At 72.1% G+C, this 21854-nt stretch carries 20 protein-coding genes; 10 read left to right on the top strand and 10 right to left on the bottom strand.

The annotated features are described in order from the left end of the window. Nucleotides 1–355 precede the first annotated feature (355 nt). The 4 genes from AB0I16_RS25440 to AB0I16_RS25425 form a co-directional block, all read right to left on the bottom strand. Entirely contained in the window at nt 356–1840 is a 1485-nt protein-coding gene (locus tag AB0I16_RS25440) for a gluconate:H+ symporter (protein ID WP_363251857.1), read from the bottom strand. A gap of 125 nt (nt 1841–1965) precedes the next feature. Continuing rightward, nucleotides 1966–2379, bottom strand: a complete 414-nt coding sequence (locus AB0I16_RS25435) for a RidA family protein (RefSeq protein WP_062770654.1) — start codon at nt 2377–2379, stop codon at nt 1966–1968. Nucleotides 2380–2386: 7 nt separating this feature from the next. Next, the gene (locus AB0I16_RS25430) at nt 2387–3145 is read right to left on the bottom strand and encodes an IclR family transcriptional regulator (protein ID WP_363251856.1); all 759 of its coding nucleotides are present in this window, start codon (nt 3143–3145) and stop codon (nt 2387–2389) included. Beyond that, nucleotides 3142–4224: a sugar kinase gene (locus AB0I16_RS25425; protein ID WP_363251855.1), complete on the bottom strand. Its 1083-nt coding sequence runs from the start codon at nt 4222–4224 to the stop codon at nt 3142–3144. Before AB0I16_RS25425 ends, AB0I16_RS25430 begins: the two co-directional genes overlap by 4 nt. A 140-nt stretch (nt 4225–4364) precedes the next feature. On the opposite strand from AB0I16_RS25425, the gene AB0I16_RS25420 reads away from it, so the two are divergent. Next, nucleotides 4365–5666, top strand: a complete 1302-nt coding sequence (locus tag AB0I16_RS25420) for an amino acid deaminase (RefSeq protein ID WP_363251854.1) — start codon at nt 4365–4367, stop codon at nt 5664–5666. A 204-nt stretch (nt 5667–5870) separates the two neighbouring features. Further along, on the top strand, nt 5871–7481 hold the full coding sequence (locus tag AB0I16_RS25415; protein ID WP_363251853.1) for a D-aminoacylase: 1611 nt from the start codon (nt 5871–5873) through the stop codon (nt 7479–7481). A 55-nt stretch (nt 7482–7536) separates the two neighbouring features. On the opposite strand, the gene AB0I16_RS25410 is transcribed toward AB0I16_RS25415, so the two are convergent. The 3 genes from AB0I16_RS25410 to AB0I16_RS25400 form a co-directional block, all read right to left on the bottom strand. Further along, nucleotides 7537–9060 (bottom strand): DEAD/DEAH box helicase, encoded by a 1524-nt coding sequence (locus AB0I16_RS25410; protein WP_363251852.1) that lies wholly within the window; start codon nt 9058–9060, stop codon nt 7537–7539. 264 nt (nt 9061–9324) lie between these two features. Then, nucleotides 9325–9528 carry a cold-shock protein gene (locus tag AB0I16_RS25405; RefSeq protein WP_062780821.1) on the bottom strand — a complete coding sequence of 68 codons (204 nt, stop codon included), beginning with the start codon at nt 9526–9528 and terminating at the stop codon, nt 9325–9327. Between the two features lie 309 nt (nt 9529–9837). Next, the gene (locus AB0I16_RS25400) at nt 9838–10185 is read right to left on the bottom strand and encodes a MerR family transcriptional regulator (RefSeq protein WP_363251851.1); all 348 of its coding nucleotides are present in this window, start codon (nt 10183–10185) and stop codon (nt 9838–9840) included. Between the two features lie 404 nt (nt 10186–10589). Here AB0I16_RS25400 and AB0I16_RS25395 point away from each other — a divergent pair, with 404 nt between their 5' ends. The 3 genes from AB0I16_RS25395 to AB0I16_RS25385 all read left to right on the top strand — a co-directional run bounded on the left by AB0I16_RS25395 (nt 10590) and on the right by AB0I16_RS25385 (nt 11994). Next, nucleotides 10590–10967 carry a hypothetical protein gene (locus AB0I16_RS25395; RefSeq protein WP_363251850.1) on the top strand — a complete coding sequence of 126 codons (378 nt, stop codon included), beginning with the start codon at nt 10590–10592 and terminating at the stop codon, nt 10965–10967. Between the two features lie 160 nt (nt 10968–11127). After that, entirely contained in the window at nt 11128–11550 is a 423-nt protein-coding gene (locus AB0I16_RS25390) for an Hsp20/alpha crystallin family protein (RefSeq protein ID WP_363251849.1), read from the top strand. Between the two features lie 45 nt (nt 11551–11595). After that, a complete protein-coding gene (locus tag AB0I16_RS25385; protein WP_363251848.1) occupies nt 11596–11994 on the top strand; it encodes a DUF2267 domain-containing protein in 399 nt (132 codons plus the stop codon). Nucleotides 11995–12058: 64 nt separating this feature from the next. Here AB0I16_RS25385 and AB0I16_RS25380 read toward each other — a convergent pair whose 3' ends face one another. Continuing rightward, on the bottom strand, nt 12059–12904 hold the full coding sequence (locus tag AB0I16_RS25380; protein WP_363251847.1) for a trypsin-like peptidase domain-containing protein: 846 nt from the start codon (nt 12902–12904) through the stop codon (nt 12059–12061). 168 nt (nt 12905–13072) lie between these two features. Here AB0I16_RS25380 and AB0I16_RS25375 point away from each other — a divergent pair, with 168 nt between their 5' ends. Further along, on the top strand, nt 13073–14284 hold the full coding sequence (locus AB0I16_RS25375; RefSeq protein WP_363251846.1) for a pyridoxal phosphate-dependent aminotransferase: 1212 nt from the start codon (nt 13073–13075) through the stop codon (nt 14282–14284). 125 nt (nt 14285–14409) lie between these two features. Further along, entirely contained in the window at nt 14410–14850 is a 441-nt protein-coding gene (locus AB0I16_RS25370) for a hypothetical protein (RefSeq protein WP_363251844.1), read from the top strand. A gap of 61 nt (nt 14851–14911) precedes the next feature. Here AB0I16_RS25370 and AB0I16_RS25365 read toward each other — a convergent pair whose 3' ends face one another. Then, the gene (locus AB0I16_RS25365; protein WP_363251843.1) at nt 14912–16777 is read right to left on the bottom strand and encodes a phosphoenolpyruvate carboxykinase (GTP); all 1866 of its coding nucleotides are present in this window, start codon (nt 16775–16777) and stop codon (nt 14912–14914) included. A gap of 689 nt (nt 16778–17466) precedes the next feature. On the opposite strand from AB0I16_RS25365, the gene AB0I16_RS25360 reads away from it, so the two are divergent. From AB0I16_RS25360 to AB0I16_RS25350, 3 genes are all read left to right on the top strand, one after another. Next, complete coding sequence (locus AB0I16_RS25360) at nt 17467–18183, top strand: hemolysin III family protein (RefSeq protein ID WP_363251842.1); 717 nt, start codon at nt 17467–17469, stop codon at nt 18181–18183. A gap of 164 nt (nt 18184–18347) precedes the next feature. Further along, nucleotides 18348–18995, top strand: coding sequence for a TetR family transcriptional regulator (locus AB0I16_RS25355; RefSeq protein ID WP_363251841.1), 648 nt, complete (start codon nt 18348–18350; stop codon nt 18993–18995). Nucleotides 18996–18999: 4 nt separating this feature from the next. Continuing rightward, a complete protein-coding gene (locus AB0I16_RS25350) occupies nt 19000–19734 on the top strand; it encodes a Mut7-C RNAse domain-containing protein (RefSeq protein ID WP_363251840.1) in 735 nt (244 codons plus the stop codon). An 18-nt stretch (nt 19735–19752) separates the two neighbouring features. Here AB0I16_RS25350 and AB0I16_RS25345 read toward each other — a convergent pair whose 3' ends face one another. Then, nucleotides 19753–21774 (bottom strand): thioredoxin domain-containing protein, encoded by a 2022-nt coding sequence (locus AB0I16_RS25345; protein WP_363251839.1) that lies wholly within the window; start codon nt 21772–21774, stop codon nt 19753–19755. Between the last annotated feature and the right edge of the window lie 80 nt (nt 21775–21854).

Raw genomic sequence — 21854 nt, 5'->3', positions numbered from 1 at the left:
GCGGTGGAGCCCCGCCAGTCAAGGGTGACCCGCAGGGTCATCGGCGCAGCCGACGCGACCGACAGGGAGCGCCCTTTACTGGCGGGGCGGAACCGCCACACTCCCGGAGAACCGGGCGGCCCCGGCAACCGGGCAACGCCCCCGGCCGGCCCCACCTCCCGACCCCACCTCCCGCCCCCACCCGGGGGAGGCGCCACACTTCCGGAGAACCGGGCGGCCCCGGCAACCAGACAACGCCCCCGGCCGACCGAAGCCGGCCCCGGCACGACGAAGCCCCAAACACGGCGGTCAACGCAAAGGGGCACCCGGCAGATGCCGCTGCCAGGTGCCCCACGTACGACGAACAAGCCCTCCGCTACACGAAGACGCTCACCACGGCCGCCACCGCGAAGCCCGCCACGGAGAGGACCGATTCCAGGACCGTCCACGTCTTCAGCGTGTCCCGCTCCGAGATGCCGAAGTACTTCGCCACCATCCAGAAGCCGCCGTCGTTGACGTGCGAGGCGAAGATCGAGCCCGCCGAGATCGCCATGATGACCAGGGCGATGAACGCCTGGGAGTAGTCGCCCTCGGAGAGGAGCGGGGCCACGATGCCCGCCGTCGTGACGATCGCGACCGTCGCGGAGCCCTGCGCCACCCGCAGGACCAGGGACAGCAGGTAGGACAGGACGATGATCGGGAGGCCCACGTCCTGGAAGGTGTCCGAGAGGGCGCCCGCGACACCGCTCGCCTTGAGGACCGCGCCGAAGATGCCGCCGGCGCCGACCACGAGCAGGATGTTGCCGACCGGCTTCAGGGACGACGTCGACACCGTCTCCAGGGACTTGCGGGACCAGCCGCGGCGGATGCCCAGCAGGTAGTACGCCATCAGCAGCGCGATCGTCAGGGCCACGAAGGGGCTGCCGAAGAACTCGATGACCGAGCGGAAGGTCGAGGGGTCGAAGGCGATCGAGGAGAACGTCGCCAGGAGGATCAGGAACAGCGGCGTACCGATGATCGTGAAGACCGTGCCCAGCGGCACCGGCTTCTCCCGGGGCTCCACGCCCGCCGCCCGCTGCTCGGCGACCACCGCGGACCTGGCCTCCTCCGCCGCCTCGACCATGTCCTGCGGTACGGGCACGAAGATGCGCTTGCCGACCCACGCGGAGAAGACCCAGGCGGCGAGCACCGCGGGGATGCCGCAGACGACGCCCATCAGGATGACCCAGCCGAGGTCCACGTGGAGCAGACCGGCGGCGGCCACCGGGCCCGGGTGCGGGGGCAGGAAGGCGTGGGTCATCGACAGGCCCGCGAGCAGCGGGAGGCAGTAGAGGAGGATCGACTTCCCGCTGCGCTTGGCGGCGGCGTACACGATCGGCGCGAGGACGAAGATGCCGACGTCGAAGAAGACCGGGATGCCGAAGATGAGGCCCGTCAGGCCCATGGCCAGGGGCGCGCGCTTCTCTCCGAAGAGGCCGAGGAGGCGGGAGGCGAGGACCTCGGCCCCGCCGGAGACCTCCAGGATGGCGCCGAGCATCGTGCCGAGGCCGATGATGATCGCCACGTGGCCGAGGATGCCGCCCATGCCGGACTCGATGACCGAGACGGCGTCGGACTTCTGGACGGTGCCGAAGAGTTCGGTGACGGAGAGACCGGCCGAGAGACCGACGACGATGGAGACCGCGAGCAGCGCCACGAAGGGCTGGAGCCTGACCTTGATGATCAGGAAGAGGAGCAGGACGATGCCGAGCGCGGCGACCGTCAGCAGGCCCGCTGTGCCGTCGATCAGGGTGAGTATGCCGCCGGTGTGCGGCGGCGCCTCGGTGGCGGCCGCGAGCGCGGCGGGGTGGGACGGGGACATCTTTGACCTCGTAAGTGCATGGAGCTTTCGGGGCAGGGGGGATCGCGGCACGGCGCCCGGAGGGGAAGAGGGCGCCGTGCCGTGACGACGTACGGCTTGCGGGGGGAGATCGTGCCAGTGGTGCGTCAGCTCAGGACGGCGAGCGCGTCGATCTCGATGAGGAGGCCCTTGGGGAGTCCGACGTAGACCGTGGTGCGGGCCGAGGCGGGGGCCTTGAGGCCCTGCTCCTCGAAGTAGGCGTTGTAGATCTCGTTCATCTCGGCGAAGTGGTCGACGTCCGTGAGGTAGACGCGCATCATCATCACGTCGTCCCAGGTGGCGCCGCCCTCTTCGAGGATCGCCTTGACGTTGGCGAACGTCTGGAGGGTCTGCTCGCGCAGGGTCGGGCCCGCGGGGGTGGGGGCCTTGCCCTCCTCGGCGGGGAGGAAGCCGACCTGGCCGGCGACCTGAAGGATGTTGCCCTTCTTGACGCCGTGGGAGAACTTCGCGGGCGGGGTGGTGTGGGTGGCCGGGGTGAGGGCGGTCTTCTCGGTGGTCATGACGTGCTCAGGCTTCCTTCAGGGGTGACTTGCCGGAGTACTCCCGGCTGATGGCGTCCGCCGTGCGGCGCACCTGCGGGAGCAGTGTGAGGAGTTCCTCGGCGGTGACGACGACGTTCGGCGCGGAGACCGACATGGCGGCGACGACGCGCCCGTCCGCACCGCGGATGGGGGCCCCGATGCAGTTGATGGACTCCTCGTGGCCACCGAGGTCGGTGGCCCAGCCCTGTTCGCGCACGGCGCTGAGTTCCTTGAGGAACGCGGCGGCGTTGGGCGTCGAACGGGACGTGTAGGTGGGGTAGTCGAGCTTCTCCGCGATGGCGCGGCGCTCGGCCTCGGGAAAGTCGGCGAGCAGCAGCTTCGCGACGGCGGCGACGGTGATGGCCACCGGTTTGCCGATACGGGAGTACATCCGCACCGGGTAGCGGCTCTCGACCTTGTCGATGTAGAGGACTTCCTGCTCCTCGTAGACGGCGAGGTGGACCGTGTGGCCGCACCGCTCGTTGAGGGCGAGGAGGTGGGGGTGGGCGATCTCGCGCACGTCGAGGTTCTCGACGGCCTCCTGGGCGAGCGCGAAGAGGCGGGCGCCGAGGCGGTAGCGCTGGTCGGACTGGCGGAAGACCAGGCCGTGCTCGTGGAGGGTGCGCAGGAGCCTGAGGGCCGTGGACTTGTGGACGCCGAGCCGGTCGGCGACCTGTCCCAGGTCGGCGGGGCCCTCGGCGAGCAGCGGCAGGATCGAGAGCGCGCGGTCGACGGTCTGGCTCATGGGGTACGTACCTCCTCCTCGGCCCCGCTGTCCTTGAGGACGTCCGCCGTCCAGCCGGGGCCGAGACGAAGTGTCTCCCAGGCGGAGTCGTCGAGGTCGGCGAGGCGGTCGGCGTGTGCGCGGGCGGGCGGCGTGGCGAGGTCGCCGGGGACGGTGAGCGCGGCGGCGGCCATGAGATGGCCGTGCCGGAGCCGGTGCCCGGCGGGCAGTCCGCGCAGGGTGGCGGAGAGGAACCCGGCGGCGAAGGCGTCGCCGGCGCCGACGGGGGCCACGACGTCCACGGTCAGGGCGGCCCGGAAGACGGGGTCCTCGCCGTGCCGGTAGACGGTGGCGCCGCTGCTGCCCTGCTTGACGACGAGGGTGGCGGGTTCGGGCAGGGCGGCGCGGACGGCGTCGGGGCCGCCGGTCACGCCCCAGGCGGCGGCCGCCTCGTCCTCGCCGACGAAGACGAGGTCGGCGCCGCGCGCGAGGTCGAGGAGGACGTCCGGGCCCGCCGCAGCGTCCTTCCAGAGGCCGGGGCGGTGGTTGACGTCGAACGAGACCAGCGGGGCGCGGCCGGGGCGCCGGGCGCAGAGGTGGCGTACGAGGTCGAGGCAGTCGGCGGAGAGCGCGGGGGTGATGCCCGACAGGTGCAGGACGCGGCCCGAGGTGAGCGCGGACTCGTCCACCGAGGAGGGGGACATGGCGGAGGCCGCCGAGCCGGCGCGGTAGTAGACGACCTCGTGGGCGTCGGTGTCGCGGTCGTCGGCGGTGCGGAAGTAGATGCCGGTGGGGCGGCGGGGGTCGCGGCCGACGGCGGAGGTGTCGACTCCGTAGCGGGCGATCGTCTCGACGAGGTGGTCGCCGAAGCCGTCGGCGCCGACGCGGCTGACCCAGCGGGTGGTGTGCCCCGCGGCGGCGAGCGCGCAGACGACGTTGGACTCGGCGCCGCCGATCCCGCGGTCGAAGGAGGGCACGTCGGCGAGGCGTCCCGGCCGCGCGGGCAGGAAGGTGACCATGGACTCGCCGAGCGCCACGACGTCCACTGCTGCGCGGGCGGCCGTCTCGTCGACGGGCCGTGCGGCTGCCTGTGCGGTCACGATCTTCCAGCCCCTCAACCGACTCTCCGGATCCGTTGACCCGGCGTTGGCTCGGATGTTAGACAGCAGTAAGCGACATACGCAATGACTGTTGCACATAATGCAACGCACTCATGAATGCACTCCTGGAGGAGGCGCCCATGGCCGCCGACAACGCCGTCGAACGTCCCGCCGACCCCTTGGCCGCGCTCGCGGACGAGCGGATCGACCACCGCTTCAAGGGGCTGCCGCCGGACGCCGAAGGCCTGACGGTCGGGGAGCTCGCGGCCCAGCGCAGGAACCTCTTCACCGGCGGCTTCACGACGCCCGTGCTCGCGCTCTCCGCCGAGCGCCTCGAACACAACCTCGCGCTCATGGAGGCGTACGCGGAGCGGCACGGCCTCGCCTTCGCGCCGCACGGCAAGACGTCGATGGCCCCGCAGCTCTTCCGGCGGCAGCTGGACCGCGGGGCGTGGGGCATCACGCTCGCGGTGCCGCACCAGGTGCGCGTGGCGCGGGCGTTCGGCGTCTCGCGCGTCTTCCTCGCCAACGAACTGGTCGACGCGGCGGCGCTGCGCTGGCTCGCCGGTGAACTCGGCGCCGACCCGGACTTCCGCTTCATCTGCTACGTCGACTCCGTACGCGGCGTCAGGGCGATGCACGCCGCGCTCAGCGAGGCCGGGGCGACGCGCCCGGTGGACGTCGTCGTCGAGCTGGCCGCGGGCGAGGGGGCGCGGACCGGGGTGCGGACCGAGGCGGAGTGCTTCGAGATCGCCGACGCCGTCGCCGCGGCGGACACGCTGCGGCTCGTGGGCGTCGCCGGGTACGAAGGCGAGGTGCCGAAGGCGTCGACGGAGACCGTCACCGCCTGGCTGCGGCGGCTCGTCGCGCTGCTCGTCGGCATCGACGAGGCGGGGCGGTTCGCGGACCTGCCGGAGATCGTGCTCAGCGCGGGCGGCAGCGCGTGGTTCGACGCGGTGGCGGCCGTCTTCGAGGAGGTGCCCGCACTCTCCGCGCCGGTGGTGAAACTGCTGCGCTCGGGCGCGTACGTGTCGCACGACGACGGTCACTACCGCCACCTCACGCCGTTCAACCGCGTCCCGCAGGAGGGCGCGCTCGAACCGGCCTTCCGGCTCTGGGCGCAGGTGGTGTCCCGGCCGTCGCCGGAGCAGGCGTTCACCAACGCGGGCAAGCGGGACGCGGCCCACGACCTCGATCTGCCCGAGGCGCAGGTCGTACGGGGCGAGGGCGACGGGGGCGAGCGGCCCGCGACCGGGATCGCGGTGACCGGGCTCTCCGATCAGCACGGGTGGCTCTCGACCTCCCCGGAGGCTCAGCTCGCCGTGGGCGACTGGGTCGGCATGGGGCTCTCGCACCCCTGCACGGCGTTCGACAAGTGGCAGCTGATCCCTCTGGTCGAGGCGGACGGAACGGTCACGGACTACGTCCGGACGTTCTTCTGACCCCTGGGTCCAGGCCGCCCCCGGCGCGCCGCCGCTTCGCCCGTGGCCCGGGGGCATCCCCTGAACCGCCGCTCCGCGGCGGATGTTTCCCACCCACCCACCCGTTCTCCACGAAAGTCGCCCGGCCGGCGCGGGTGGACACACAGACCCGGCCGGAGGCCGGGCGCACCCCAGACGAACCGCAAGGCAAAGAGGAGCCGCACCATGGACCTGGTGATCCGCGACGCACGCGTCATAGACGGCACCGGAGGCGCCTCCTACCGCGCCGACATCGCCGTACACGAGGGCAGGATCGCCGAGATCCGCAGGGAGGGAGAGGGCCCCCGCCCCACGGGACTGTGCACCCTGGACGCCGAGGGCCTCGCCCTCGCCCCCGGTTTCATCGACATGCACGCGCACAGCGACCTGGCCCTGCTGCGCGACCCGGAGCACACCGCGAAGGCCGCCCAGGGCGTGACCCTGGAGGTCATCGGCCAGGACGGCCTCAGCTACGCCCCGGTCGACGACCGCACGCTCGCCCAGGTCCGCCGGGCCATCACCGGCTGGAACGGCGACGGAAGCGACATCGACTTCACGTGGCGCACCGTCGGCGGCTACCTGGACGCCCTGGACGGGGCCCACGGCGGCCACGGCATCGCGGTGAACGCCGCGTACCTCATCCCGCAGGGAACCGTACGGATGTACGCACTCGGCTGGGACGACCGCCCGGCCGGGCCCGCCGAGCTGGACCGCATGAAGCAGCTCGTCGCCGAGGGGATGCGGGAGGGCGCCGTCGGCATGTCGTCGGGGCTCACCTACACCCCCGGCATGTACGCCGACGACTCCGAACTGACCGAGCTGTGCCGGGTCGTGGCCGAGTACGGCGGCTACTACTGCCCCCACCACCGCAGTTACGGCGCCGGCGCCCTCCAGGCGTACGAGGAGATGGTGAACCTCACGCGGACCGCGCACTGCCCGCTGCACCTCGCCCACGCCACCATGAACTTCGGTGTGAACAAGGGCAAGGCCCCCGACCTGCTCGCCCTCCTCGACGACGCCCTCGCGCACGGCGCGGACATCACGCTCGACACCTACCCCTACACCCCGGGCTGCACGACCCTCGTCGCGATGCTGCCGAGCTGGGCGAGCGAGGGCGGCCCCGAGGCGATCCTCGGCCGCCTCAAGGACGACGCGTCCGCCGAGAAGATCCGCCACCACATGGAGGTCATCGGCGCGGACGGCTGCCACGGCGTGCCCATCGAGTGGGACACGATCGAGATCTCCGGCGTCTCCGACCCCGCGCTCTCCGCGTTCGTCGGCAAGACGGTCAAGGAGTCCGCGGACCTGCGCGGCGAGGCCCCCTGGGCCACCGCCCGCCGGCTCCTCGTCGACGACGGGCTGGGCTCGACGATCCTCCAGCACGTCGGCCACGAGGAGAACGTCCGGGCGATCATGCGCCACCCGGTGCACACCGGCGGCAGCGACGGCATCCTGCAGGGCACCAAGCCGCACCCGCGGGCGTACGGGACGTTCCCCCAGTACCTCGGGCGGTACGCGCGCGAACTCGGCGTGCTGTCCCTGGAGGAGACCGTCGCGCACCTCACCTCGCGCCCCGCCGCCCGGCTGCGGCTCCCCGACCGGGGCGTGGTCCGCGAGGGCTACCGCGCCGACCTGGTCCTCTTCGATCCGGAGACGGTCGCCGCGGGCTCCACCTTCGACGCGCCCCGCACGCTCCCCACCGGGATTCCGCACGTCCTGATCGACGGCAGGTTCGTGATGCGGGACGGCCTGCGCACGGACGTCCTCGCGGGACGCGCCGTACGCAGGACGCCCTGAGCGAAGGCCCGCTCCACGGCGGGCCCCACCGGGTGCGCGGCGGGCGCTGCCGGCGTCAGGCGGCCTTGCCGTGCGGGCCGTTCGCGGCCCCGTTCGCCGCACCGCCCTGGCCGTCGCCCTGCGCACGGGCGGCGTACGCGCGGCGGGCACGGCCGTCGCGGGGGCGGCGGCCCCGGCCCGACGAGCCGCCGCGCCCGGCGTCGGCCTTCGGCGGGGCGGGGATGGTCACCGGGGTCCCCGAGGGTGTCCTCGCGCCGGTCACCCGCGTCAGCTCGGCGTCGCCCGAGCGCACCTGCGCGGTCTGCGGGGTGATGCCCGCGGTGGCGAGGAGGCGGCTCATGTCCCGTCGCTGCGCCGAGGTGACCAGGGTGACGACGCTGCCCGACCCGCCTGCGCGGGCGGTGCGGCCACCGCGGTGCAGATAGTCCTTGTGGTCGGCGGGCGGGTCCACGTTGACGACGAGGTCGAGGTCGTCCACGTGGATGCCGCGGGCCGCGACGTTGGTGGCGACCAACGCCGTGACCTGGCCGGACTTGAACTGGGCCAGGGTGCGCGTGCGTTGGGGCTGGGACTTGCCGCCGTGCAGCGCCGCCGCCCGCACCCCGCTGCTGAGCAGGTGCGTGGTGAGCCGGTCGACCGCGTGCTTGGTGTCCAGGAACAGGATGACCCGCCCGTCGCGGGCCGCGATCTCCGTGGTGGTGGCGTACTTGTCGGCGCCGTGCACGTGCAGCACATGGTGCTCCATCGTGGTGACCGCGCCCGCCGAGGGGTCCACCGAGTGGACGACGGGGTCGCTGAGGTAGCGGCGGACCAGGAGGTCGACGTTGCGGTCGAGGGTGGCGGAGAACAGCATCCGCTGCCCGTCCGGGCGCACCTGGTCGAGGAGTTCGGTGACCTGCGGCAGGAAGCCCATGTCGGCCATCTGGTCGGCCTCGTCGAGGACGGTGACGGCGACCTGGTCGAGCCGGCAGTCGCGGCGTTCGATGAGGTCCTTGAGCCGGCCCGGCGTCGCCACGACGACCTCGGCCCCGGCCCGCAGCGCGCTCGCCTGCCGCCCGATCGACATGCCGCCGACGACGGTCGCCATGCGCAGCCGCACCGTCCTCGCGTACGGGGTGAGCGCGTCGGTCACCTGCTGCGCGAGCTCCCGGGTGGGTACGAGGATCAGGGCGAGGGGGCGGCGCGGCTCGGCGCGCAGCCCGGCCGTCCTGGCGAGCACCGCGAGGCCGAAGGCGAGGGTCTTGCCCGATCCGGTGCGCCCGCGGCCGAGGACGTCACGGCCCGCGAGGGAGTTGGGCAGCGTGGCCGCCTGGATCGGGAAGGGCCGGGTGACGCCGAGGCGCGTGAGGGTGGCCGGCAGCCCGTCGGGGAGGCCGAGCGCCGCGAAGTCCTCCACGGGCGGCAGGGCGGGGGTGACGGTCACCGGGAGCGCGAACTCTCCCTGGGGGGCGGCGGGCCGGCGGCCCTGTCCCCCGGAGTACGGGCGTCCGCCCTGACGGGCCCCGCCCGAGCGGGCACTGCCGGAACCGCGGCGGCCGGCGTTCGACTGTCGGCCATCCGTGCGAGACGAGCGGTTCATGGTGAACCTTCCTCGATGCGGCGCGTATCGAGGAATTCTTGGCGGCACGGAACGGTGCCGAGAATTGCAGGAACGGGCCGGAACAAATTAAACATGAATACGGCCGCGAATTTTCTGGGACCGGCCGGTCGTGGATCGCGGGGCATGCCGGGCGTTTTCACCGGGGTGCCGGAGCGCGATCACCGGGGTGCTGGACCCCGAAAAGACAACGGGCTGGGGCCCGCACCCAAGGTGCGGGCCCCAGCCACGAAGTACGCGTGAGCGTCAGGCAGGCAGGATGTTCTCGGCCTGCGGGCCCTTCTGGCCCTGCGTGACGTCGAAGGTCACCTTCTGGCCCTCCTGCAGCTCACGGAAGCCCTGGGTGGCGATGTTCGAGTAGTGGGCGAAGACGTCCGCGCCGCCACCCTCCTGCTCGATGAAGCCGAAGCCCTTTTCCGAGTTGAACCACTTCACGGTGCCGTTGGCCATGTCATATCTCCTTCGGGGCAGTGCCCGTGGAGTCCACACTGTGCGAACTCCGCGTCGCCGCGATGATTACCCCGTCCGGATAGACCGGCAATACAAAGTGCCCCGTCGACACAGAAAGTCGACCGGAGCACTTGAAGTCTCTGGGAACCACAACTGCAACTGAAAATGACACTAGCACGCCCACCGCGAAGACGCATGACTTTTCATATCGCTCCGCCGGTCGGCAGATAAACCCTCATGGCGCATCGGACGAAATTCTGCATCTGCCGGAACAGATATGCGCCGGGCGTGCCGGACGCGTCGGCGGACTCAGGAGGAGGGCATCCCCTCGGCCCGCCCGGCTGGGCCGCCCAGCTCCCCGTTGCGCCGCAGCGCCTCGTCGAGCTGGTCCTCCAGGAGGACGATGCGGCAGGCGGCCTCGATCGGCGTGCCCTGGTCGACGAGCTCGCGGGCGCGCGCGGCGGTGCGGAGCTGCTGGCGGGAGTAGCGGCGGTGGCCGCCCTCGGACCGCCGCGGAGTGACGAGGCCCGCCTCGCCGACCGCCCGGAGGAAGCCGGGCGTGGCGCCGATCATCTCGGCGGCACGGCCCATCGTGTAGGCGGGATAGTCCTCGTCGTCGAACCGATCGGGGCCATGCGTGAGGGTCTCTGAGGGCATTTGCACCTTTTCCTGAACGCGTCGAGGGGCCTGGCGCCGTCCTGGCACCAGGCCCCGAGGGGTTTCAACACCATCTACCGGCTATGTGCGCCGGCTGTCTGTTTCCGCACGGCCGCCCGAGGGGGCGGGGATGCGGGGATCGCGTATGCGTGACCGGGGACCACCTTCCAATCCGGGGCCTGCGGTACCCGAGCGGTCCTGAACCTCGCCCGGGCGATCCTGATGGCGTCAACTCCTCTCATCTCTCTTCACCGACAGTCCTGATGTCGACTGTCGTTGGCTGCATAAGGAACTCTAGCCACGGCAACCCCGCATGTCTACCGTAACCACGATAGATTTTCGCAGCCGGAGGAGCAGGGATCCGGTCACCCGAGGCGCCCGACTCCTCGGTAGGCTCATCGGTCATGTCGAAGCCTGACGAACTGCTCGTCGACATCGCCTCTCTGGTGGAGTCCGAGCACAGCAATCAGATGTCCCTCACCGTGGTCGTGGCCGGCGCCGTCATCACCGGACGCCTGGCCCCAGAAGCCCTGTGGCGGCGGCGTGTCGCCGAAGTCCTGAAGGACTCGGACCGGCTCGGCCCGTTCGCCTCCGTCTTCGCTGCGGACGGCGCCGACGCCGGCCCGCCGCCCGAGCGCAAGCACCCCACCCACCTCCACTTCCACCTGGCGCGCATCCTCCAGGGCAGTCTCGGCCTCCCCGAAACAGGCGGGATGTACCGCATCCCGCTCCAGGACGTCAGCGCCTGGAGCGTGGGAGACCTCAGCTACTCGGAGAACTGAACGCGCACGCGGAGAACCGGAGGAGCGCACCCCGACGAGCCCCGACTCAGGGCGGCCCGACCGGCCGCCCTGAGTCGGGGCTTGTCAATTTTCCTCCTCCGAGCTATATAAAAAAGCGAAGGGCATCGCACCCAGTTTCTGAGGAAGGGAGTGACCCGTGATGCTCATGCGCACCGACCCGTTCCGCGAGATCGACCGCCTCGCCCAGCAGGTCTTCAGCAGCGCCCGGCCGGCCGGGATGCAGATGGACGCCTACCGCGAGGGTGACGACTTCGTCGTCCACTTCGATCTGCCGGGCATCGACCCGGAGTCGATCGACCTCGACGTGGAGCGCCACGTGCTGAACGTCAGGGCCGAGCGCCGCTCCCCCGCCCCCGAGGGCGCGGAGCTGATCGCGGCCGAGCGCCCCACCGGCACCTTCAGCCGCCAGCTGTTCCTCGGCGACACCCTGGACACCGAGCGCATCGACGCCTCGTACGAGGCGGGCGTCCTGACGCTCCGCATCCCGGTGGCCGAGCAGGCCAAGCCCCGCAAGATCCAGATCAGCGGCAGCGGCGGCGGCCGCAAGCAGATCAGGGGCTGACGGATCACCACGGAAGTCCACGACCGAACGGAGGAGAACGGCGCGATGAGATGGAGCGAACTCATCGAGGCGGTGCGGCGGAGCGGGCAGTACCCGACCGCCAAGGAGGCCGAGCGGGTGGCGGGCGTCGTCCTGTCCGCCCTCGGCGGCCAGGTCACCGGGGAGGAGCGCGTCGACCTGGCGCGCCGGCTGCCCCCGGAGGCGGCCCGGCTGATCGCGGACCAGGTGCCCGAGGTCCGGCCGTGCACGGCGCCGGAGTTCGTGCAGAGCGTGGCGCGGCGGCTCGAAGGGGCCACGCCCGCCACCGCCCGATGGGACGTCAGCTCCGTCCTCACCGCCCTGGCCGAGGCGGTCGGCGACGAGCTCGTCGACCGCCTGCTCGCCCTGCTGCCGTCCGGCTACGCCCTGCTGTTCGGCAGGGCCGAGCTGGCACCGGCGGCCTGAGCGACCGGACCGCGGGCGCGGTGCGGCTCCCTGTCCCGGGGGCCGGACCGCGCCCGCGGCGCCGTCAGCGGGCCCCGGACGGCTTCGGCAGCTCGCAGCCGGCGCGGCTCAGGTCGATCTTGTTGCCCGCGCCGACGCAGGGGACGATCGTGTAGGTCTGCTGGGCATAGTTGATGCCCCTGCGGACGGTGACCCTGCCGCTCTCGTCGACCTCGCAGGGGTTGTTGTCCGTGCACCGGCCGCCGCTGTCGTTGCCGGTGTTGTTGACGGCGACGACCTTGCCGGTCTGGTCGTCGATCACCGGTGCGCCCGATGTGCCGCCGATCGTCTTGCAGGCGGAGGTGTACCGGACCGAGTCCTTCCAGGTCCAGTCGCCCTCCTTCAGGCGGTACGCGAAGCCGTCGATGCCGCACTTGTAGAGCTTCTTCCAGTACCCCGAGGCGACGGTGATGGCCCGGCCCTGCGTGGGGCGCTTCCCGTCCAGCTCCAGGGCCTTGATCCCGTACCGGCTCTCCACGTCCGCGTAGGTGCTGGTGAGCCGGTAGAGCGACATGTCCGTGTCGGTCATGGTGGCGTAGGCGATCCTGTCGGCCCTGAGGGTCCCGAGCCTTCCGCCCGCGCCGTCGAGCAGCGTGAAGCTGCGCGTGGAGGGCTGGTCGACGACGACTTCGCCCGGTGCGGGGAAGCCGCTCTCGACGCAGTGCCCGTTGGACAGGACGAGCGCGCGGTCGCCGGGCTGCGAGCCGGATACGCGGACGACGGAGCCGGAGCAGTTGCTGAGCGCCACCGTCCCCGCGAGGTCGGCGGCCCTGACCCGTGCGGGCGGTTCGTCGCTCACGGCAGTGGCCGGTGCCGCCGTCGCCCCGATGAGCAGGGCGGCGCAGCACGTACCGACGAGAGGCTTCTTCATGTGGGGTCCCCTCAGACGACTGTGTGGCCGGAGATCCTCCGGCTTTGTCATGCGCATTGTTGAGGACTCCCCGCACCCCGGACAAGGGCGCGGTGCCGGGCGGGGGCCGGGGTACGGCCGTGGCCTTCCGCCCCCCGCGGGACCGGAACACCCCGTAAGCTCGCGCGCATGCAGGTCATCCAGTCGACGAAGCTCGCCAACGTCTGTTACGAGATCCGGGGCCCCGTGCTCGAGGAAGCGATGCGGCTGGAATCGGCCGGTCACCGCATCCTGAAGCTGAACACCGGCAACCCCGCCGCCTTCGGCTTCGAGTGCCCGCCGGAGATCCTGGAGGACATCCTCCGCAACGTCGGCGACGCCCATGGCTACGGCGACGCGAAGGGCCTCCTCGCGGCCCGCCGCGCGGTCGTCATGCACAACCAGACGCTCGGCATCGAGACCGACGTCGAGCACGTCTTCATCGGCAACGGCGTCTCCGAGCTGATCGTGATGGCCATGCAGGCCCTGCTCGACGACGGCGATGAGGTCCTCGTCCCCGCGCCCGACTACCCCCTGTGGACCGCGGCCGTCTCGCTGTCCGGCGGCACCGCCGTGCACTACCGCTGCGACGAGCAGGCCGACTGGATGCCGGACCTCGCCGACATCGAGCGCAAGGTGACCGACCGCACCAAGGCGATCGTGATCATCAACCCGAACAACCCGACGGGCGCGGTCTACGGCGAGGAGCTGCTGCGCGGCCTCACCGACATCGCGCGCCGCCACAACCTGCTGGTCTGCTCCGACGAGATCTACGACAAGATCCTCTACGATGGGGCCACGCACACACCGACCGCCGCCGTCGCCCCCGACCTGCTGACCCTCACCTTCAACGGCATGTCGAAGGCGTACCGGGTCGCGGGGTACCGCGTGGGCTGGATGGCCGTCTCCGGACCCAAGGCGCACGCCACCTCGTACATCGAGGGCCTGACGATCCTCGCCAACATGCGGCTGTGCGCGAACATGCCGGGCCAGCACGGTGTCGTCGCCGCGCTGGGCGGGCGGCAGACGATCAACGACCTCGTGCTGCCGGGCGGGCGCCTCCTCGAACAGCGCGACACGGCGTACGACCTGCTGACGCAGATCCCCGGCGTGAGCTGCGTGAAGCCCAAGGGGTCGCTGTACCTCTTCCCGCGGCTCGACCCGAAGGTGTTCAAGATCAAGGACGACCGGCAGATGGTCCTCGACCTGCTGCGGGCCGAGAAGATCATGGTGGTGCACGGTACGGGCTTCAACTGGCCCGAACCCGACCACTTCCGCGTCGTGACCCTGCCGACGGCGACCGACCTGGCGGAGGCGGTCAAGCGGATCGGCACCTTCCTGGACGGCTACAGCCAGCCCTGAGCCCGCGCGGCCGGACCCGCCGCGCCGCCGACCGGACCTGCCGCGCCGCCGACCGGACCGGACCCGACTCAACTTTAGACGAAATCTAAGCTAAGATGTCTCCAAGACAGCTTGGAGGCCATCTCATGTACGAGCCGATCCGCACCAAGTCGGTCCACTCGATGGCCGACGACGCGGGCTTCCCCCACCGCTCCCGCGAGGAGGAGCTGGACATCCAGCTCGCCGGGCACCTCGCCGCACTGCTCGCCGTCACCGACGAACTGCGCGCCCTCGCCCCCGACGCCGGCCTGGACGCCGCCGCCGACCGCCTCGCGGCCCAGGTGGCCCGCCTCCGCGACGGAGCGCGCCCCCCGCGCGCCTCGGTGGCGGGCGCCATCCGCCCCCACGGCCCGACGCGTGGGAGGGACCCCCAACCGCATGTCGCCGCCCTGCACCAGCGCGCCCACGCCCTCGCAGGCCGGGCCCTGGTCGTGGCGGCCTCGCGCGCCGACACCGCGGCGGCCATCCTGGCCGCCGAGCGCATGGACGCCCACGCGGACGCCACGCGCCTGGTCGGCGCCTCCTGAACGGCCCCGGTCCGCGGCCGGTGAGGCCGCGGACCGGGTGCCACTCACGCGGGCGGGAGCGTCAGCCGAGGCGCTTCACCAGGGCGTGGTACTCGTCCCACAGCTCCTTGGGCGTGTGGTCGCCGAAGGTGTTCAGGTGCTCGGGGACCAGTGAGGCCTCCTCGCGCCAGACCTCCTTGTCGACCGTGAGCAGGAACTCCAGGTCGGCCTTGTCCAGGTCGAGCCCCTCGGTGTCCAGCGCGTCGGCCGTCGGCAGGACGCCGATCGGGGTCTCGACGCCCTCGGCCCTGCCGTCGAGGCGGTCCACGATCCACTTCAGGACGCGGCTGTTCTCGCCGAAGCCGGGCCAGACGAACTTGCCGGCCTCGTTCTTCCTGAACCAGTTCACGTAGTAGATCTTCGGCAGCATGGACGGGTCCTTGTCCTTGCCGACCTTGATCCAGTGGGCCATGTAGTCGCCCATGTTGTAGCCGCAGAACGGCAGCATGGCGAACGGGTCGCGGCGCAGCTCGCCGACCCTGCCCTCGGCCGCGGCGGTCTTCTCGCTCGCCACGTTCGCGCCGAGGAAGACGCCGTGCTGCCAGTCGAAGGACTCGGTCACCAGCGGCACGGCGCTCGCGCGGCGGCCGCCGAAGAGGATCGCCGAGATCGGCACGCCCTTGGGGTCCTCCCACTCGGGCGCGATGATCGGGCACTGCGCGGCGGGCGTGGTGAAGCGGGCGTTCGGGTGGGCCGCGGGACGGTATCCATCTGCTTCGCGGGCGGACTCGGGCGTCCAGTCGTTGCCCTTCCAGTCCGTCAGGTGGGCCGGGGTCTCCTCCGTCATGCCCTCCCACCAGACGTCGCCGTCGTCGGTGAGCGCGACGTTGGTGAAGACGGAGTTGCCCCAGAGCGTCTTCATCGCGTTGGCGTTGGTGTGCTCGCCGGTACCGGGCGCGACGCCGAAGAAGCCGGCCTCGGGGTTGATCGCGTAGAGGCGGCCGTCCTCACCGAACCGCATCCAGGCGATGTCGTCGCCGATGGTCTCCACGGTCCAGCCGGAGATCGTCGGCTCCAGCATGGCGAGGTTCGTCTTGCCGCAGGCGGAGGGGAACGCGGCGGCGACGTACTTCGACTCGCCCCGCGGCGGCGTCAGCTTCAGGATCAGCATGTGCTCGGCGAGCCAGCCCTCGTCGCGCGCCATGACGGAGGCGATGCGCAGGGCGTAGCACTTCTTGCCGAGCAGGGCGTTGCCGCCGTAACCCGAGCCGTAGGACCAGATCTCGCGGTCCTCGGGGAAGTGCGAGATGTACTTCGTGGAGTTGCAGGGCCACGGGACGTCGGCCTCGCCCTCCTGGAGGGGCGCGCCGAGCGTGTGGACGGCCTTCACGAAGAAGCCGTCCTCGCCCAGTTCGTCCAGGACCGCCTGGCCCATGCGGGTCATCGTGCGCATGGACACGGCGACGTACGCCGAGTCGGTGATCTCGACGCCGATCGCGGACAGCGGCGAGCCGACCGGGCCCATGCAGAAGGGCACGACGTACATGGTGCGGCCACGCATGGAGCCGCGGAAGACACCGCCCTGCCCGCCCTTGCCACGGAAGATCTCCCGCATCTCCGCGGGGTCCTTCCAGTGGTTGGTCGGGCCCGCGTCCTGCTCCTTCCTGGAGCAGATGAAGGTGCGGTCCTCGACGCGCGCGACGTCGGTGGGGTCGGAGGCCGCGTAGTACGAGTTCGGGCGCTTGACGGGGTCGAGCTTCCTGAACGTGCCCTTGGCCACGAGCTCCTTGCACAGGCGCTCGTACTCGGCCTCGGAGCCGTCACACCAGACCACCCTGTCCGGCTGCGTCAGTTCGGCGATCTCGTCGACCCAGGAGGCGAGCTCCCGGTGGCCGGTCGGGACGGTGTTGGTCGGAAGGGTGCTGGGAGCCGCGATGTCGCGCGCCACGATTGCTCCTAATCGAGGGGGTTTTGAGGATGTATGCCCCGTGGGGGCTGCGACCCGGACGCTTCACGTGGAAATTCCCTCTGGCGCTCATCCGGTGCCGACCGCACTCATATGATCATCCGACGGCAGTGCGCATCTGTCCAGAGGGCTTCACACCTGAGCGACGTGAGCATCGCCACTTGTACGGGTTCGGGTGCTAGGGCGGGGGTTCGGGCGTGAGGGTGGCGGTTCGGGTGTGAGGGCGGGACTCGGGCGTGAGGGGCGGGACCCGGACACGGGACCGAGGGGCTCAGGCGTCAGGGCCGGGGGGGCGGCGTGAGGGCGGGACTCGGGCGCGAGGCCGGGAATCGGACGCGAGAACCGGCAACCGGGTGTGAAGGCCCGGAACCAGCCGCGGGAACCGAGGGTCGGCCGTGAGGATCAGGACTTGGGCACGAGGGCCGGGACTCGGCCGAGAGGCCGGGACTCGGGCGCGAGTACCGAGGCTCCGGCGTCAGGGCTGCGGGTTCCGGCGTGAGGGCCGGGGGTCCTGCGTGAGGGCCGGGGGTCCTGCGTGAGGGCCGGGGGGCCTGCGTCAGGGCCGGGGGGCCTGCGTCAGGGCGGGGCTTGGGTGGGCCCGGGCTTCGGTCTGGGGGGTGGGTTCGGGTGGTTGATGTATGACTTACGGGTCCGTAGGTACGATTCCGCTCATGACCGCTCCCGTCCCCGAAGCGATTCCGGAAGCCACCGGCACCGCCTCGCCCGGTTCGCCCACCGTGTCCCTGCCGTTCCCCCCGAAGCCGAAGATGCGCGGCTGGCTGCACGCGGGCATGTTCCCCGCGGTGCTCGTCGCCGGCCTGACGCTCACGGCCCTCGCCGACTCCACCCGAGGCCGCATCGCCTGCGGCGTCTTCGCCCTGACGGCCTGTCTGCTCTTCGGTGTCAGCGCGCTCTACCACCGGGGCAACTGGGGACCGCGGGCCGACGGCGTCCTGCGCAGGCTCGACCACTCCAACATCTTCCTGATCATCGCGGGCACCTACACCCCGCTCACGATGCTGCTGCTCCCCGACGCCAAGGGGCGGTGGCTGCTCTGGGGCATCTGGGGCGCCGCCGTCGCGGGCATCGCCTTCCGCGTCCTGTGGGTCGGCGCGCCCCGCTGGCTCTACACCCCGTGCTACATCGCGATGGGCTGGGCCGCCGTCTTCTTCCTGCCGGACTTCCTGCACAAGGGCGGCGTGGCCGTCCTCGTCCTGGTCGTCGTCGGCGGGCTGCTCTACAGCGCCGGCGGCGTGATCTACGGCATCAAGCGCCCCAACCCCTCCCCCCGCTTCTTCGGCTTCCACGAGGTCTTCCACTCGCTGACCCTGGCGGCCTTCGCCGTGCACTACATCGGCATCTCCCTGGTCGCCTACCAGCACGGCTGACCCCCTCCCCTCCACCACACCCAGAGGCCGCGGCTCCCCCAGCCGCGGCCTCTTCCGCGCGCCAAGGCGTCCCGCCCGGCCACGGGCACCACGGGCAGGGGCAGGGGCAGGGGCAGGGGCAGGGGCAGGGGCAGGGCCTCGGAGGATGCCCGACAATGAACCGCATGACGGCCGCACGTACCCCCCGCCCCGCCTCCGCCCCGCAACCGGGGCTGCGCGAGCGGAAGAAGCTCAAGACCCGCCGCGCCATCCGGGAGGCGACCTACGGGCTGATCCGGGAGCAGGGGTACGACGCGACGACCGTCGAGCGGATCGCGGAGGCGGCGGAGGTCTCCCCCTCCACGGTCTTCCGCTACTTCCCGACCAAGGAGGACATCGTCCTCACCGACGAGTTCGACCCGGTCCTGGAGAGCGAACTGCGGCAGCGGCCCGCCGACGAGCCGATCGTGGAGTCGCTGCGGCACGTGCTGCGCCACGCCGTGGCCTTCGGCTTCTCGGCCGAACCCGACGAGGCCGTCCTGCGGACGCGGCTCATGATCGAGGTCCCCGCCGTGCGCTCGCGGATGCTGGAGAGCATGTCGGTCACCGGCGGCATCCTCCGCCGGGTCATCGCGGAACGCACCGGCAGGGATCCCGGCGACCTGGAGGTGCGGACCTTCGCCATGGGGCTGATCGGCGCGCTCACCGAGACCACGGCGTACTGGGCCGAGCACGGCCACAAGGACGACCCCGCCGTCCTCGTGGACCGCACGCTCACCGTGCTGACGAGCGGATTCCCGGGGGCGGCCGAAGCGGGTCCCGTGCCATCCTGACCGCATGAACGGTCCGCAGATCAACGTCAGTTTCGCCCCCGAGCTGGGGCTGTTCGTCCCGCACGAGCGCAGGGGCGGACCCAGCACGGTCGTCACCGACGGCGCGTCCACCCTCGGGCACGTCGTCGAGTCCCTCGGGGTGCCGCTCACGGAGGTCGGCGCGCTCGTGGTGGACGGCCGCGAGACCGCCACCGGGCACGTGCCCGCCGCGGGCGAGACCGTCACCGTACGGGCGGTGCCCCGCCCCCAGCGGGTGCCCGGCGCCCCGCTCCGCTTCCTCCTCGACGTCCATCTGGGCACGCTGGCCCGGCGGTTGCGGCTCCTCGGCGTCGACGCGGCGTACGAGAGCACGGACATCGGCGACCCGGCCCTCGCCGCGCGCTCGGCGGCCGAGCGGCGGGTGCTGCTGAGCCGCGACCGGGGGCTCCTGCGCCGCCGCGAGCTGTGGGCGGGGGCGTACGTCTACAGCGACCGCCCCGACGAGCAGCTCCGCGACGTCCTCGGCCGCTTCGCGCCGCCGCTGCGGCCGTGGACGCGCTGCACCGCCTGCAACGGCACGCTGCGCGAGGCGGCGAAGGAGGACGTGGCGGACCTCGTCGAGGGCGGGACCCGGGGCACGTACGACGTCTTCGCCCAGTGCGAGGCGTGCGCCCGCGTGTACTGGCGGGGCGCCCACCACGACCGCCTGGAGGCGATGGTCGCCGCCGCCCTCGCGGAGTTCGGCGAGGCGGTGCGCTGACCGCCTCGCCGACCGCGGTCAGGACAGCTTCGACGCCAGCTCGCCCGGGTCGGTCGTCGGCGCGTCGCAGACGAAGGACCGGCAGACGTAGGCCGCCGGGAGCCCGTCGACCAGGCCCCGGCCGGCCAGCAGCGGAAGCTCCGCCGAGCCGGGGGGACCCGCCGCGACGACCGCGCCCGGCGCCCCGCCGAGGAGGGCCGTCCGGTGCAGGTCCCCGAGGACCTCGCCGACGACGGCGACTTCGAGCGGCCCCGACAGGGCGGCCTCGGCCACCGCGAGGCCGTGCCCGATGAACCGCGGCACCCGGGGCCCGAGCGCCTTGACGACCCCCAGCGCCCGCTCCGCCGCGAGCCGGTGCGGCGAGGCCCCGGTGTGGGCCGCGTACGACAGGAGCGCCCCCGCGGCGGCGGTCCACCCGGACGGCGCCGCGTTGTCCGTGGGGTCCTGAGGCCGGCGGATGAGCCGCTCCGCGTCCGCCGCCGTGTCGTACAACGCGCCGCTCTCCGGATCGGCGAACTGGGCGAGCACGTGGTCGAGCAGGAACCCGGCGAACTCCAGCCACACCCCCTCCCCCGTCACCGAAGCCAGCGTCAGGAACCCCTCGGCGACGTCGGCGTAGTCCTCCAGGACACCGGCGTTGGACCCGGCCCGCCCGTCCTTCGAGGTGCGGGCGAGCCGCGCCCGCGGGTCCATGTGCAGCCGTACGAGCAGGTCGCCCGCGCCCACGGCGGCGGCGACGAGGTCCGGCCTGTCGAAGTACGCGCCGACCTCCGCGAGCGCGGCCACGGCCAGGCCGTTCCACGCGGCGACGACCTTGTCGTCCCGCCCCGGCGCGGGCCGATCGGCGCGCGCCGCGAGGAGCCGCTCCCGTACGGAGGCGAGGCGGGAGGCGTCCGCGAGGGGCCCCTCGGCGAGCGGGAGCCGCAGCACGGAGGCGCCCTTCTCGAAGGTGCCCTCCTCGGTCACGCCGTAGGCCGCCATGGCCAGCTCCGCGTCGGAGTCCCCGAGGACGTCGCGGAGCTGCCGCGGCGTCCAGACGTAGTACGCGCCCTCGACGTGCTCGCCCGTGGCCGGGTCCTCGCTGTCGGCGTCGAGCGCCGAGGCGAAGCCGCCCTCGTTGGTGCGCAGTTCGCGGACCATGAAGTCCGCGGTCTCCAGGGCGACGCGCCGCGCGAGGTCGGAGCCGGTGGCCCGCCACAGATGGGCGTAGGCGCGGCACAGGAGCGCGTTGTCGTACAGCATCTTCTCGAAGTGCGGCACGGTCCACTCGCGGTCGACGGAGTAGCGCGCGAAGCCGCCGCCGAGCTGGTCGTAGATGCCGCCGCGGGCCATCCGCTCACAGGTCTCCGCGGCCATCTGGAGCGCGCCCTCGGCGCCCGTGCGGGCGTAGTGGCGCAGCAGGAACTCGATGACCATGGACGGCGGGAACTTGGGCGCGCCGCCGAAGCCGCCGTGCGCCTGGTCGTAGTCGCGGGTCAGGCCGAGCAGCGCCTGCGCCAGCTCGTCCTCGCCGGGCTTCTCACCGGTGCCGTGGGTGAGCTGCCGCTCCCCGAGGTCCCGCACGATCTTGCCCGCGACCTCGTCGACCTCGCCGCGCCGGTCCGTCCAGGCCCGGTGCACCCCGTCGAGCACCTGAGCGAAGGAGGGCATGCCGTGCCGGGGCTCGGGCGGGAAGTACGTGCCGAAGTAGAAGGGCTCGGCGTCGGCGGTGAGGAAGACGGTCATGGGCCAGCCGCCGTGGCCCGTCGCGGCCTGCACGGCCTCCATGTAGACGGCGTCGACGTCGGGCCGCTCCTCGCGGTCGACCTTGACGCTCACGAACTTCTCGTTCATGAGCGCGGCCGTCGCCTCGTCCTCGAAGGACTCGTGCGCCATGACGTGGCACCAGTGACAGCTGCTGTACCCGACGCTGAGCAGCACGGGTACGCCGCGCTCGCGCGCCTCGTCGAAGGCCTCGGCCGACCACGGCCACCAGTCGACGGGGTTGTCGGCGTGCTGAAGCAGGTAGGGGGACGTCTCGTGCGCCAGTCGGTTCGGCATGCCTCCCATCCTCGCGCACACCGGGCACCGCACCCGCGCAGGCCGGGCCCTGATCCGTCGACTCCCTCGCGCGGGCGCCC

This window comes from Streptomyces sp. NPDC050703, assembly GCF_040654435.1.
Classification (GTDB): Bacteria; Actinomycetota; Actinomycetes; order Streptomycetales; family Streptomycetaceae; genus Streptomyces.
This window is presented reverse-complemented; position numbering and strand designations above follow the sequence as displayed.